The organism is Nonomuraea sp. NPDC049158 (assembly GCF_040648335.1).
Lineage (GTDB): Bacteria > Actinomycetota > Actinomycetes > Streptosporangiales > Streptosporangiaceae > Nonomuraea.
The window spans coordinates 434,776-449,373 of the sequence record NZ_JBEZDM010000002.1 but is presented as its reverse complement, the minus strand read 5'-3'; the positions used below and the strand labels follow the sequence as shown (position 1 = coordinate 449,373).

Here is a 14,598-nt window from a genome sequence, read left to right as displayed (position 1 = left end):
TCACGGTGTGGTCACACCTGACTTCTACCGAATGTCAGGAAGAAGTCAGGTGTGGTGGGTGAGCCTGGGTCAGGCGCGCTTGGCGCGAGCCGCGGAGCGGCCACGCGTGGAGGCGTCGAGGACCACCTTGCGGATGCGCACGTGGTCAGGGGTGATCTCCACGCACTCGTCCTCGCGGATGAACTCCAGCGCCTGCTCCAGCGACAGGTTGCGCGGCGGGATCACCTTCTCGGTCTCCTCGCTGGTGGAGGAGCGCATGTTGGTGAGCTTCTTCTCCTTGGTGATGTTGACGTCCATGTCGTCGGACCGGGAGTTCTCGCCGACGATCATGCCCTCGTAGACCTCGGTGGTCGGCGACACGAACAGCGTGCCGCGCTCCTGGAGGTTGAGCATGGCGAAGGCGGTCACGGGACCGGAGCGGTCGGCCACCAGGGAGCCGTTGTTGCGGGTACGCAGCTCGCCGAACCACGGCTCGTAGGAGTCGAAGACGTGGTGCACCAGGCCGGTGCCGCGCGTCTCGGTGAGGAACTCGGTGCGGAAGCCGATCAGGCCGCGCGCCGGCACCACGAACTCCATCCGGATCCAGCCGGTGCCGTGGTTGGTCATGTGCTCCATGCGGCCCTTGCGGACGGCCAGCAGCTGCGTGATCGCGCCCAGGTATTCCTCCGGGCAGTCGACCGTGAGGCGCTCGACCGGCTCGTGCACCTTGCCGTCGATGGTCTTGGTGACCACCTGCGGCTTGCCGACGGTCAGCTCGTAACCCTCGCGGCGCATCTGCTCGACCAGGATGGCCAGCGCCAGCTCACCGCGGCCCTGCACCTCCCAGGCGTCGGGCCGGTCGGTGGGGAGCACGCGCAGCGACACGTTGCCGACGAGCTCCTTCTCCAGCCGGTCCTTGACCATGCGGGCGGTGACCTTCGAGCCCTTGGACTTGCCGACCAGCGGCGAGGTGTTGGTGCCGATGGTCATGGAGATGGCGGGCTCGTCGACCGTGATGAGGGGCAGCGGGCGCGGGTCCTCGGGGTCGGCCAGCGTCTCGCCGATCATGATCTCGGGGATGCCGGCGATCGCGATGATGTCGCCGGGACCGGCCTCCTCGGCCGGCTTGCGCTCCAGGGCCTCGGTCATGAGCAGCTCGGTGATCTTGACCCGCTGGATCGTGCCGTCGGTACGGCACCAGGCCACCTGCTGGCCCTTGCGCAGCACGCCCTGGTGCACCCGGCAGAGCGCGATGCGGCCCAGGTAGGAGGAGGCGTCGAGGTTGGTGACGTGAGCCTGCAGCGGGGCGCTGGGGTCGTAGGTGGGCGCCGGGATCGTCGACTTGATGATGTCGAACAGCGGCTCCAGGTCCTCGGCGTCCGGCATGCCGCCGTCCTCGGGACGGTTCATGGAGGCGCGGCCCGCCTTGGCCGAGGCGTAGACGATCGGGAAGTCGATCTGCTCCTCGGTGGCGTCGAGGTCCATGAAGAGCTCGTAGACCTCGTCCACGACCTCCTTGATGCGCGCGTCGGGCCGGTCGACCTTGTTGATGCAGAGGATGACCGGCATCTTGGCGCCGAACGCCTTGCGCAGCACGAAGCGGGTCTGCGGCAGCGGCCCCTCCGACGCGTCGACCAGCAGCACGACACCGTCGACCATCGACAGGCCGCGCTCGACCTCGCCGCCGAAGTCGGCGTGGCCCGGGGTGTCGATGATGTTGAGGGTCATGCCGCCGTGACTCACGGCGGTGTTCTTCGCGAGAATGGTGATGCCCTTCTCGCGCTCTAGGTCGTTGGAGTCCATGACACGGTCGTCGACGTCCTGGTTGGCGCGGAACGCCCCGGACTGCCAGAGCATGGCGTCGACCAACGTGGTCTTGCCATGGTCGACGTGCGCGATGATCGCGATGTTCCGCAGGTCGTCGCGGCTGTTCAAAGGCATGATGACGTCTCGCTCTGTGATCGTGGGGGCGGCCGCGCGAAGTCGCGGCCTTATAAGTCTAGTTGATCCCCTCTGATGGCAGGAGCGGGACGAGATGCCGCCTGGCGTAGACACGGGCTTCGTCGTCGCTGTCCAGTGGTATCGCGCTGTCCGGAGTGAGCACGAACGACAGCGCGATGCGGATGAACATCTCGGCCACCGCCTCGGCGTCCGGGGTGCCGAGGCCGTCCGGGGTGTCCAGGTGCTCGGCGAGATACGTCCTGGCGACCGCCAGGTAGGCGCCCGCCTCCAGAGTGAGGTGCGGCAGGATCATGTCCGGCTCGGTGGCCAGCAACCTGCTCAGCAGCGGATGCCCCCGCACCAGGCGCAGCGTGACCGCGAACCCCTCCGTCACCCGGTCGGCCATGGTCGGCAGCGGCCCGACCGCCTGCTCGAACGCGCGCAGGAACCGGTGGAGCTCGCGCAGCATCACGCCCTGGATCAGGTCGCTCTTGCGGGCGAAGCGCCGATAGACGGTGATCCGCGACAGGCCCGCCTGCCTGGCGACGTCGTCGACGGTCAGGCGGCGCAGGCCGTGCTCCAGCATCCGCGCGTAGGCCGCGTCGAGGATGCGGCCAGCCGTGGTCGGCTCGCTGGAGTCGTCCTGCATGGATCAAGACTATGGGGGGCTCGCCGGGCACCGGACGTACATAGCGGGTTGCACATTTCTACGCATGTCCCGGCCGGGGCCGGATGCCTACATTGGCGGCATGACCTGGACAGAGCTGGTGCTGGGCGCGTCTCCCGTACAGGGCGACCAGCCCGCGGTCAGTGACGTCAGAACAGGAGAGGTGCTGTCCTACAACGCGTTCGCGCGGAAGGTCACGCACGCGGCGGCGGGGCTGCGCCGCCACGGTCTGCGCTACGGCGACCGCGTGATCGTCGACATGCCGCTCGGGGCGGGGTTCGCCATCGCCGTCCACTCCGTCGCCTGGTCCGGGGGAGTGGCGGTGCTCGGAGCCTCCGGGACCGCCCGCATGATGATCGCCCAGCGCGGCTACGACCCGCTCGCGGTGGATGTTCAGAAGGTCTTCACCTTCGAGCCGACGCCGGGGGAGCTGCCGTTCAGCGATCTGCTGGGTGAGCGTTCGGTCCAGTTCGGGCCGCTGGCCGGTCCCGCGCTGAGCGTCGGCGGCGAATACGTCTACGACCACGACGAGCTGGCGTCGGACCTGCGCAGCCTGTCGTCGCGGCTGCTGGTCAGCGAGGACGACGTCGTGCTCGCCGCGGTGAGCGATCCGCTCAAGGGGCTGCGGGTGCTCGATCTGGCGTTGATGTCGGGCGCCCACGTGGTCATCGCGCACGAGCCGAGCCTGATCGGCTGCCGCGTGCTCGCGCACGTGCACGCGGCCACCCTGGTGATCGCGCCGAACGAGGTGGTCAGACGCCTGCTCGGCGATCCGACGTTGCGCGTTGTGGACGAAAGGGCCGTCGTCAGCTCGCTCAGCCGGTGAAAAGTGCGACACTGTGGGAGAGTGTGATCCTTCCGCGACGCAGGGTGACCACAATGTCCGAGCCCCCCAGGCACAATCTTCCGGCCGAGCCCAACAGGTTCGTTGGTCGCGAGCGCGACGTCGACGACCTGTGCGGGCTGCTGGGTGAGACGCGCGTGGTCACGTTGTGCGGGGTCGGCGGCATCGGCAAGACCCGCCTGGCGCTGCGGGTCGCCGCCCGGCTGGTGCCCTCCTACCCGGGCGGCGTGTGGCTGGTCGAGCTGGCCAGGCTCACCCGGGGCGAGCTGATCCTGCAGGAGATCGGCCGGGCTGTCGGCATTCATGAGGAAGGCACCCGCCCGCTGCTCGACACGGTGGCGGCCCGGCTGCGCGACACGCCCGCCCTGCTTCTGCTGGACAACTGCGAGCACCTGGTCGACCAGTGCGCGCAAGTGGCCGCCGAGCTCGTCGCGGCGTGCCGGGGTCTCGGCATCCTGGCCACCAGCCGCGAACCGCTGCGCATCGCCAGTGAGCTGGTCTGGCGGGTGCCGCCACTCGACCTGCCCGACGAGCGGCATCCCGACGCCGAGTCCGTGCTGCTCTTCGTCGACCGCGCCACCGCCGCGGGCACCAGGCTGAGCCCGGCGAGCCTGGACGACGTCGTACGGCTGTGCCGGGCGCTCGACGGGCTGCCGCTCGCGCTGGAGCTGGCCGCGGCCCGCACCAGCCTGCTCAGCCCCGGGCAGATCGCCGATCGGATCGACGGCCGCTTCTCGCTGCTCACCACCGGCGGCCGTACGGCGCCGCCCAGGCAGCGCACACTGCTGGCCGCGGTCGAATGGAGCTACGACCTGCTCTCGGCCAAGGAGCAGGTGCTGCTGCGCAGGCTGTCGGTGTTCGCCGGGTCCTTCGACCTCGAGCTCGCCGAGCAGATCTGCGCCGACCGGCCCATCTCCGAGGCGGAGATCGTCGACCTGCTCGGCGCCCTGGTCGACAAGTCCCTCGTGCTGTGCGACGAGGAGCGCAGGCGCTACCGGCTGCTGGAGACCATCAAGCACTACGCGGCCGAGCGGCTGGCGGAGGCGGCCGAGCGCGAGGTGCTGCGCGAGCGGCACCTGGAGGTGCTGTGCGAGCTTCAGCTGCGCCACTTCGGCACGGAGATGGTCGAGCCCGACCTGCCGTGGCCGGTGCGGCTGGCCGCGCTGGAGGCCAGCCGGAGCCTGGTGGACGACCAGCGGGCCGCGCTCGACTGGGCGATCGAGTCCGGCAACGCGCCGCTGGGCCTGCGCCTGTGCGCCTACAGCACCAGCCTGCTGCCGGTCAGCAGCGCCAACCCGGCCGAGATCGTCGGCTGGGTGGAGCGGCTGCTGGCCCTCGACCTGACCCACGTGCCCGACGAGCAGATCGCCCATGCCCAGGCCTACCTGGCCTACGGGCTGGAGGGCCGCGACGAGCTGGCCCGCTCGCTGGAGTACGCCACGACCAGCCTGGCGGGCCTGGGCGCCGACAACGTCTTCCCCAGCTGCGTCATGCACAGCCTGTCGGTCGTGGTGCTGCTGCGCATGGGACGCGGCGACGAGGCGCTGCACCACGCCGAGACCGGCCTGGCCCTGGCCATCGCCTCCGGCGACCAGTGGAACCAGGCGGCCGGGCTGGCCGGCCTGTCGGCGGTCGCGCTCACCCGCGGCCGGCTGCGCGAGGCCCAGTGCCACGGCGAGGAGGCCCTGGCCAGGGCCCGCCAGCACGGGCACCGCTGGCTGCTGGCCAGGACCGCGACACAGCTCGGCGCGGTCGCCGAGGCGCGCGGCGACCTGGTGAAGGCGATGGCCCAGTACGAGCTGGCGGTCCCGTGGCTGGAGGAGCTCGACGGCACCATCGAGCTGGCCCGCTGCCTGGCCAGGATCGGCCGGGTCGCGGCGCTGCTGCACGAGTTCGAGGTGGCCAGGGAGCGGCTGGCCGCGAGCCTGACGCTGAGCAGGCTGACCGGGCAGCGCCAGAGCGTGGCCCGCTGCCTGGTGAGCCTGTCGGTGCTGGCCGAGGCCGAAGGGGACCTGGAGAGCTCCGTACTGGCCGCCGCCTCGGCCACCGCGCTGCGCGAGTCGATGGGCCAGCTCTCCGCCACGATCCGCATCGAGGAACTGCTCACCCGCGCCCGCGCCAAGCTCGGCGAGGGCCGCACCGCGACGCTCTGGTCGCGGGGCAGGACGATGAGCCCCGACGACGCCGCCCGCCAGGTCCTCGCGGGCGAGCGGCCGGTCCCGGCCGGTCCGGTGGTGACCGAGCCCGTCAGGCACTCGCTGCTGACCGCCCGCGAGCAGGAGATCGCGGCCCTGCTGACCAGGGGCCTGTCCAACCGGGCCATCGCCGAGGAGCTCGTCATCAGCCCCGCGACCGTGGCCAGGCACATCGCCAACATCATGGAGAAGCTGGGCTACACCTCGCGCGCCCAGATCGCGGTGTGGGCGGCCGAGCAGCCGCGCGGTTCTGCATAGCGATCTGCATATTCCGCCCCATGTGTGCATGAGATGCCCTCCATAGCGTGGGCGGCATGGAGGAGCGCATCGTGATGGTGGACTCTGGCACCGGCCTGTGTCTCACCGAGGGGCAGCTGGACGAGAGGTCGGCCGCCGCGACCGTCCAGCTGCGGCGCCGGGGCGTACGCGCGGGCGACACGGTGCTCATCTGCCTGACCGTCGGTCCCGATCTGCTCGTGGCGACCGACGCGGTGATAGCCGTCGGCGGGATCGCCTGGCCGGTCCCTGCGGAGCTCGACGAGGGCAGGCTGCGGGATCGGATCATGGCCAGCCGGGCCCGCCTGATGATCTCCGACCTGCCGCGGGCGATGAGCGCGGCGCGAGAGTCACGGGTACGCATGGTGGTGAGCGTCGCGGAGCTACATTCATATCCGGTGAGTCGCGAACTCTGCACGGAAAGTGATCCCACCGGACGGCGAACCAAGGGAGACTGTGAGGGAGTGTGATCCTCCCGCCGACACTTGGACCTTCTTCATGATTCCGCAAGTCCAGCACAACCTCCCCGCCGAACCCAACCGTTTCGTCGGACGGGCGCGCGACGTGGCCGAGCTGTGCGCGCTGGTCCGCGGCGAGCGCGTGGTCACGCTCAGCGGGGTGGGCGGCATCGGCAAGACCCGCCTGTCGCTGCGGGTCGCGGCCAGCGCCCTGCCCGGCTTCACCGACGGCGTGTGGCTGGTCCAGCTGGCCCGCGTCAGCGACCCCGAGCTGATCGTGAAGGAGATGGCCGACGTGCTCGGCGTCCGCGAGGAAGGCTCCGAGCGGCTCCTCGACGGGCTCCGGATCCGGCTGCGCGGCACCAGGACGCTGCTCCTGCTCGACAACTGCGAGCACCTCGTCGAGCCGTGCGCCGAGCTGGTCGCCGGTCTGCTCGCCGACTGCCCCGAGCTGAGATTCCTGCTCACCAGCCGAGAGCCGCTGCGCATCCCCGGCGAGCTGATCTGGCGGGTGCCGCCGCTCGACCTGCCCGACGAGCGGCATCCCGACGCCGAGTCGGTGCTGTTCTTCGTCGAGCGGGCGGCCGCGGCCGGAGCCCGCGCCGTGACCGACAGCATGCCCGACGTCATCCGGCTGTGCCGGGCGCTCGACGGCCTGCCGCTCGCGCTGGAGCTGGCCGCGGCGCGCAGCAGCCTGCTCAGCCCGGGACGCATCGCCGACCGGATCGGCGACCGGTTCAAGCTGCTGACCACCGGTGACCGCACCGCCCACGCCCGCCAGCGCACGCTGCTGGCCACGGTCGAGTGGAGTCACGACCTGCTCGCCCGCAAGGAGCGGGTGCTGCTGCGGCGGCTGTCGGTGTTCGCCGGGCGCTTCGACCTCGACCTGGCCGAGCAGGTGTGCGCCGACGGCGACCTGCTGCGCCGCTGCGAGGTGCTCGACGTGCTCAGCGGCCTGGTCGACAAGTCGCTGGTGCTCCACCACGGCGACGGCGGCCGCTACCACCTGCTGGACACCATCAGGCACTACGCCGCCGAGCGATTGTGCGAGGCGGGCGAGGAGGCGCGGCTGCGCGACGGCCACCTCAAGGTGATCTGCGCCGAGATGGAGCGCTGCCACGAGGCCGGTTCGCTCGGCCGCCGGCTGGCGTGGCCGGCCCGCGCCGTCCACTTCGCCAGAGGGCGCCGCCTGCTCGACGACTGCCGGGCGGCGATCGACTGGGCCGCCGAGTCCGGCAGCGCCGAGCTGGGGCTGCGGCTGGCCCACGCGGCGCTGACCATCCTCGCGGTGCGCGGCGACCTGAGGGAGGGCGTCGGCTGGTACGAACGGCTGTTCGGCCTCGACCTGTCGGGCGTGCCCGACCAGCTGATCGGCGTGGCCAAGGGCGGCCTCGCCTACGGGCTCGAAACGCGCGACGAGCTGGACCGCGCCGCGGCGCTCATCGAGGAGAGCATCGAGGAGCAGCGGCGGCACCCCTATACGCACTGGCTGGGTGTCACCTACGGCGTGGCCCTGACCGTCTTCTTCCGTACCGGCCAGACCGGCACGGCCCTGCGCTACCTGCGCGAGCTCGAAGTGGCGGCCGCCGAGCACGACGACCTGTTCAACCTGACGACCGCCCGCATCGCCCGGCTCAACCTGGCGCTCTTCCAGGGGCAGCCGCGCCAGGCGCAGCGGTTCGGCGAGGAGGCGCTGGCCCTGGCCATGGAGACGGGCCACCACTGGACCCTGGCCAGGGCGCTGACCCATCTGGGCGCGGTGGCCGAGGCCAGGGGCGACCTGGCGGCCGCCATGCGGCACCACACGGCGGCGCTGCCCATCCTCGAGGAGCTCGACAACCGGGTCGAGCTGGCCCGCTGCCAGGCCAAGGTCGGCAGGGTGGCGGCCAGGCTGCACGACTTCCCCGCCGCCCGGCGCAGCCTGGCCGCCAGCCTGGTGCTGAGCACGCAGACCGGCCGGCGCAGCGGCGTCGTCCGCGCGCTGGTCGCCCTGTCCGTCCTGGCGCAGGCCGAGGGCGATCTCGAGGGGGCCGTCGTCGCGGCCGCGGCGGCGAGCGCGTTGCGCGAGTCGATCGGCCAGCACGACGCCCCGGCCCGCACCCAGGAGCTGCTCTCGCTCGCCCGCGACAAGCTCGGCGAGGGCCGGGTGGCGCTGCTCTGGGCCAGCGGCATCGCGCAGGAGCCCGGCGCGGTGGCCCGGCGGATCCTCGGCCAGAAGGCCGACGCCGGCGAGGTTCACGAGCCCGCCGCCCTGCTCTCGTCCCTGCCCGCCACGCTGTTCGTGTCCTCGTCGGGCCTGGCCGCCCGCGAGCCGCGCTACGCGACGCTGACGGCGCGCGAGCGGGAGATCGCCGGGCTGCTCACCGAGGGCCTGAGCAACCGGGCCGTCGCGGCGCAGCTGGTGATCAGTCCGGCCACGGTCGCCAGGCACGTGGCCAACATCATGGAGAAGCTCGGCTTCGGTTCGCGCGCCCAGATCGCGGTATGGGCGGCCGAACACGGCCTCGACAACCGGTGACCAGGAGCGCGGTAGGGGCGGCCGAACACGGTCTCGGCAGCCAGGGATCATAAGCTCGGAAACATGCCGCTCGCTCCAAACTTCCCGGTCATGCTCCGTACCGAGGACGGCGTCCGCATCGACGCCGCGCACACCCCGTCCACCCGCTCCGGCCTCGGCATCGTGGTGGCGCACGGGTTCACCGGCTCGTGGCGCGATCCGGCCACGCGGCGCATCGCGCACGTGCTGAGCGGCTACGGGGGAGTGGTCGCGTTCGACTTCCGGGGGCACGGCCGGTCCGGTGGCGAGTCCACCGTGGGGGACAAGGAGATCCTCGACGTCGACGCCGCCGTACGGCACACGCGGGTGATCGGCTACTCCAAGGTCGCCGTGATCGGCTTCTCCATGGGCGCCGCCGTGGCCGTACGCCACGCGGGACTGCTCGGCGGCATCGACGCGGTGGTGTCGGTGAGCGGCCCGGCCCGCTGGCACTACCGCGGCACCAAGCCGATGCGCCAGGTGCACTGGGCCATCGAGCAGCCGATCGGCAGGTGGGCGGCCAGGATGGCCAAGCGCACCAGGATCGCCCGAGGCGAGTGGGACCCGATCCCGGTGCCGCCCCACGAGGCCGCCGCGCTGATCTCCCCGACGCCGCTGCTGATCGTCCACGGTGACGCCGACGCGTTCTTCCCCCTGGAACACGCGCACCAGCTCTACGAGGGCGCCCGCGAGCCCAAGAAGCTCTGGATCGAGCGCGGCTACGGCCACGCGGAGTCCGCCGCGACCCCAGAACTCATCCGTCGGATCGGAAAGTGGATCAGTACGAACCTTTTCTGAGTAATAGACGTCTATCTAGGGCGTAAGGAAGAAATCCACCGGGAGAAAGTCCTATGGGAAGGAAACCGTCGAGGCGGTGGACGTAGGACATACTTCGTGGAGTAGCGGAGACCACACCAAGCGTTGCGGGGGCGCGCTGGGTGCGGGGCGCCGTGAGAAGGGCTCCGGTACGGCCGTACCGGAGCCCTGTTCTCAGCCCAGGCGGGCGATCGTCTTGTACTCCAGGTAGCTGCTGAGGCCCTCGGGGCCCAGCTCGCGGCCCACGCCGCTGGCCTTGTAGCCGCCGAAGGGCGCGTTCGACTCCAGCATGAAGCAGTTGATCCCGTAGGTGCCGGTACGGACCTGGCGGGCCACCTCCATGCCGTGGTCGGCGTCGGCCGTCCAGACCGTGCCGGCCAGGCCGTAGTCGCTGTCGTTGGCGATGCGGATCGCGTCCGCCTCGTCCTCGTACGGGATCACCGACAGCACCGGGCCGAAGATCTCCTCGCGGGCGATGCGCATCTCGTTGGTGACGCCCGCGAAGACGGTCGGGGCGACGTACCAGCCGTGGTCCATCGGCCGGTCCAGGCCGCCGACGACGACCTTGGCGCCCTCGTCCATGCCGGCCTGGATGTAGCTCTCGACGCGGTCCTGCTGCCGCTTGGCGACCAGCGGGCCGATGCCGGTGCCCGGGTCGGCGGGGTCGCCGACGGGCTGGGAGGTGACCATGTTCGCGACCGCGTCCACGACCTCGTCGTAGCGGGTCCGCGAGGCCAGGATGCGGGTCTGGGCGACGCACGCCTGGCCGTTGTTCATCAGGGAGGCGATGGCCAGCATGCCCATGCTGGACGGCAGGTCCGCGTCGTCCAGGATGATCGCCGCCGACTTGCCGCCGAGCTCCAGGCTGACCCGCTTGAGCTGCTCGCCGCAGATGGCGGCGATGCGGCGGCCCGCGGCGGTCGAGCCGGTGAAGGCCACCTTGTCCACGCCCGGGTGGGAGACCAGGTGCTCGCCGGCCTCGCGGCCGGCGGGCACGATGTTGAGCACGCCGGCCGGGATCCCGGCCTCGATCACCATCTCGGCGAGCAGGTACGCGTCGAGCGGCGTCTCCGGCGCGGGCTTGAGCACGATCGCGCACCCGGCCAGCAGCGCGGGCGCGATCTTGGTCATGGCGACGAACTGCGGGACGTTCCACGGCACGATGGCCGCCACCACGCCCACCGGCTCGCGCCGCACGGTCGTCGGCCCGAACAGGCCGGGCCGCTGCTCCTCCTGGGCGAAGGTCTTGCCGAAGTCGGCGTAGTACTGCAGCATGCCGAGCGGCTGCGGCGCCTGCGCCAGGTTGGAGAAGGTGATCGGCGAGCCCATCTCCTCGGTGATGAGCGCGGCCATCTCGCCCTGCCGGGCGGCGTAGATCTCGGCCAGCCTGCCGATCACCTCGGCCCGCTCGGCGAACGTCATGCGCGGCCACGGACCGTGGTCGAACGCCTGCCGCGCCGCGGCCACCGCGCGCTCCATGTCCTCGGGGGTGCCGTCGGGCACGCGGCCCACGACCTCTTCGGTGTGGGGGGAGATGACGTCGATGGTGCCGGTCCCGGCCGGGGCCACCCATTCGCCCCCGATGAACAGCGTGTCGTGCTGGCGCATGTCGTGAGCCTCCTGCTTGACCGAATGCTTGCTTGCTACCCTGCTCTTCAAGCTGACCGAACCATGTTCTGTCCACGCGCGCAAGAGGGGTCCGGCACGCGCGTACGCGAGCCGGACCCCTCTGGGCCGATCAGCCGAGCAGGTGCCGCAAGGACCGCTTGACCAGGTCCGTACGCATGGCCCGGGTCGTCAGGCTCTCCACGCCGAAGCCGAGGTAGACGGTGTCCTTGGTGGCGATGCCGCCGCCCTCCTCGAACACCTGGTCCGTGCGGGCCCAGTTGTTGATCGAGGGCGAGGTGCCCTCAGGAGGCGCCGCGGCGCTCCAGCCGCCCAGGTCGCTCTCGAACGAGGTCTGCTCCGCCGTCGCGCCGTTCAGCGTGACGGTGAAGTCGTCGAGGAAGACGCCCGCGCCCTGGGTGCTCCAGTCGCTGATGTACGAGACGGACAGCTCCACCTTCTTGCCCGCGTACGGGGTCAGGTCGACCTTCCACTGCTGCCAGCCCGCCGAGTTGCCCGAGGCCGCGTTCCACGAGCCGGAGGTGCCGGTCGGCTCGCAGCCGGGGCCCTGGTAGCGCTGGGTGAACGGGTGCAGCGCGCGCCAGCCCTCGCCGCCGCTGGGCGGGTCACAGCTGCTGCCCGTGCTCTGTGAGGTGTGACCGTTGACGTCCGGCAGGGTAGTCCAGTCGTCGCCGCCCGCGGTGTGCGCCTCGACGGTCAGGAAGTCCCAGTCGGCCTCGGTGTCGTAGGAGGTCCAGAACGACAGGTCACCGCTGGTCTTCCCGGTCAGGTCGACGGTCTTGGTCAGCCGCTTCCAGGAGGCGTCGGCGATGCCGCTGTAGACGTCCCAGGAACCGGTGTGCGGGTCGAACGGTCCGCCAGGCCGTGCCCACTTGACCGGCGCGGAGCTGGCGAACTGCGGGAACTGGGCGGCCGGCAGGATCGCCGAGGTCGCCACGAACGAGTTGGTATGGCTCGGCTCCAGCGTGCCGGCGAAGCCCTTGAACCGGCCGCTCACGCCCTGCAGCGCGTACGGGAGGCCCGTGTCGGGGTTGATGCCCGAGTCGTCGAAGAAGACGTAGGCGCCCAGCCAGTACTGCTGGAAGTCGTTGAACACCTGGATGCACGGCGGGTCGTTGGGGTCCGCGCATTCGGGCTGGGCCGGTTGGTCGGGCTGGTAGTAGTAGGCGCCGTTGTTGTTGGCCGCGTACGACGGGTACTTGCCCGAGTGCAGGAGTTTGCCGCCCTCGTTCAGGTAGTCGCGCACGGCCAGCTCGGTGTCGACGCCGCCCTTGGAGGTGGTGCCGGCCACCTGGCCGACCGATCTCGGGATGATGTCGTCGCCCGTCTCCCAGACCACCGCCTTGTAGTGGCTGAGCACGCCGAGCGCGTGCGGCGCCTTGCGGCCCATCTTGTCCATGTCATAGACGTCGGAGCTGTAGTCGGCCTCGTCCAGCGCCTTGACGTAGTCGTCGGCGTACTTGGCCTCGGTCGCGCCCTGGACGGGGCTGAGGCCCGTCACGTCCTCGGTGGCCAGCACCAGCACCTTGCCGCCGATGTCACCGGCGACCTGGTAGGTGAAGTCCCCGCTCTTCCTGCCGATCGAGCTGAACCAGACCTTGACCTTGTCCCCGGGACGGGTGCCGGTGATCTTGCCGCGCATCCAGTGGTAGTAGGTGTCGTAGCCCTTGCCGTAGCGCTCGCCGCCCCGCCACTCGCCGGTCAGCACGGTCTTGGTCCGGCCGCCGTTGACCTGGTAGTTCAGGAAGATCGGGCCGAGCTTGCGCTTGGCGTCCACCTGGACCACCTGGTCCCGGCCGTAGCTGACCTCGAACGGGTCGAGCACGAAGTCGGCCGTTGCGTTGCCGAGGTGGTTGACCGGCTCGGACCAGTTGGTGGCCGACTTGGCCACGTCCAGGGCGAACGGGATGTTCTTCTCGAACTCCGCCTGGACCAGCGCCTCGTCGTCGGGGAAGACGAACCCGCAGCCGTCACAGCCCTCGTCGAGCTCCGGCGTCCAGGCCAGCGTGCCGTACGAGGCGTGGGCGTGGTCGGTCGTCTCGCCGTTGGTGGTGTAGAGCTCCGCCGACAGGTCCGGGTCGAAGCCCGCGATCGCCGGCTTGGCGTCGTTTCCGGAGATCGCCTCGTAGATCGGGTTGTCCGCGGTCTTGGTGGCGACCTGCCAGCCGATCGGGTAGAGCAGCAGCGGGCCGAAGGAGTGGTAGTTCACCTGACCCTTGAACCTGATCCGCCTGAGCAGCCCGTCGAGCGCCCTGGTCTCGGGCTCGCTGGCGGGCGCCGCGCCCCGGTAGGTCTCGCTGCTCGGGATCGACGAGGAGCCCTCCTCGTCGTAGTGGAAGTTGGTGGGGTAGTTGCGGTTCGGGTCGACGCCGTCGCCGGTGGTGATCCGCCCGTCGCCGTCGTTGTCACGCAGGTTCTTGCGCCACAGGCGGTTGCCCTCGGTGAAGGTGAAGTCGTAGCCGTCGGGGTTGGCGACCGGCACGAACCAGAGCTCGGTCCTGTTCAGCAGGTCCTTGAGCGCGGACCTGTTGGCGATCACGTGCTTCAGCAGCCGCATGTCGACCTCGGTGGAGATCCACTCGCGGGCGTGCTGCGTCGCCGAGTACAGCGTCGCCGGCTTGATGCCGTCGGGCAGCACCCTGGCCAGGGCGGTGACCTTGACGGCGAGGATGTCCTGGCCCTTCAGCGTCTTGCCGAGGGACTCGATCTTCACTATGTCCTTGTTCGCGTTCGCGATGGCCTTGAGCTGGTCGGCGATGCCGCCGGACTGGGAGTAGGACTTCCAGACGGTGTAGCCGCCGGCGGCCTGCGCCTTGGCGGCCTCCAGCTGGGTCTGGCCCTGCGGGTTGCGTACGGGCTCCGGCTGGTAGCCGAGCTTGCGCAGGCCGTCCAGGTCGCTCTGGGCGGCGGTCACCTCGACGTGCTCCTTGCCGCCCTTGGCGTCCTGCTGGACGACGTCGAAGCCCTTCTCCTTGAGGGCCTGCCCGGTGCCGGGCGTGCTCTCCAGCTGGTAGAGCTCGATCCTGTCACGGGGTGGTAGGGGGTCCACCGACGCCTGGGCCTCCAGGGCGACGAGGGACGTGCCGAGGCCGAGGACGACGGCGGTGGACAGGGTCAGTAATCGAGACACGAGGTCTGCCCCTTCGCAGAGACCAGTTTCGTCGCCATCTCAGACCGATACGTGGCGCTCGGCAAGGCCCAATCTTTATGCCTGCCTTAGATCGGACAATCCTCAGATAATTCGCCAAAGGGGCGCGACT

The 14,598-nt window shown here is 70.6% G+C and carries 9 protein-coding genes; 5 read left to right on the top strand and 4 right to left on the bottom strand.

Annotated elements, in window-relative coordinates:
* Positions 1-69 precede the first annotated feature (69 nt).
* Positions 70-1,920: a translational GTPase TypA gene (typA, locus tag AB0B61_RS06270; RefSeq protein ID WP_358428786.1), complete on the bottom strand. Its 1,851-nt coding sequence runs from the start codon at positions 1,918-1,920 to the stop codon at positions 70-72.
* 58 nt (positions 1,921-1,978) lie between these two features.
* The gene (locus AB0B61_RS06265; protein WP_358428783.1) at positions 1,979-2,569 is read right to left on the bottom strand and encodes a TetR/AcrR family transcriptional regulator; all 591 of its coding nucleotides are present in this window, start codon (positions 2,567-2,569) and stop codon (positions 1,979-1,981) included.
* Positions 2,570-2,669: 100 nt separating this feature from the next.
* Here AB0B61_RS06265 and AB0B61_RS06260 point away from each other — a divergent pair, with 100 nt between their 5' ends.
* The 5 genes from AB0B61_RS06260 (at position 2,670) to AB0B61_RS06240 (ending at position 9,694) form a co-directional block, all read left to right on the top strand.
* A complete protein-coding gene (locus AB0B61_RS06260; RefSeq protein WP_358428780.1) occupies positions 2,670-3,413 on the top strand; it encodes an AMP-binding protein in 744 nt (247 codons plus the stop codon).
* A gap of 53 nt (positions 3,414-3,466) precedes the next feature.
* Positions 3,467-5,884 (top strand): LuxR C-terminal-related transcriptional regulator, encoded by a 2,418-nt coding sequence (locus AB0B61_RS06255; RefSeq protein ID WP_358428777.1) that lies wholly within the window; start codon positions 3,467-3,469, stop codon positions 5,882-5,884.
* A 56-nt stretch (positions 5,885-5,940) separates the two neighbouring features.
* Positions 5,941-6,372, top strand: coding sequence for an AMP-binding protein (locus tag AB0B61_RS06250; RefSeq protein WP_358428774.1), 432 nt, complete (start codon positions 5,941-5,943; stop codon positions 6,370-6,372).
* Between the two features lie 28 nt (positions 6,373-6,400).
* A complete protein-coding gene (locus AB0B61_RS06245) occupies positions 6,401-8,878 on the top strand; it encodes a LuxR C-terminal-related transcriptional regulator (protein WP_358428772.1) in 2,478 nt (825 codons plus the stop codon).
* Between the two features lie 63 nt (positions 8,879-8,941).
* Positions 8,942-9,694, top strand: a complete 753-nt coding sequence (locus AB0B61_RS06240; RefSeq protein ID WP_358428769.1) for an alpha/beta fold hydrolase — start codon at positions 8,942-8,944, stop codon at positions 9,692-9,694.
* 192 nt (positions 9,695-9,886) lie between these two features.
* On the opposite strand, the gene AB0B61_RS06235 is transcribed toward AB0B61_RS06240, so the two are convergent.
* Together AB0B61_RS06235 and AB0B61_RS06230 are read right to left on the bottom strand one after the other, a co-directional pair.
* Complete coding sequence (locus AB0B61_RS06235; protein ID WP_358428766.1) at positions 9,887-11,320, bottom strand: aldehyde dehydrogenase; 1,434 nt, start codon at positions 11,318-11,320, stop codon at positions 9,887-9,889.
* 130 nt (positions 11,321-11,450) lie between these two features.
* The gene (locus AB0B61_RS06230) at positions 11,451-14,468 is read right to left on the bottom strand and encodes a M14 family zinc carboxypeptidase (RefSeq protein ID WP_358428763.1); all 3,018 of its coding nucleotides are present in this window, start codon (positions 14,466-14,468) and stop codon (positions 11,451-11,453) included.
* Positions 14,469-14,598 lie beyond the last annotated feature (130 nt).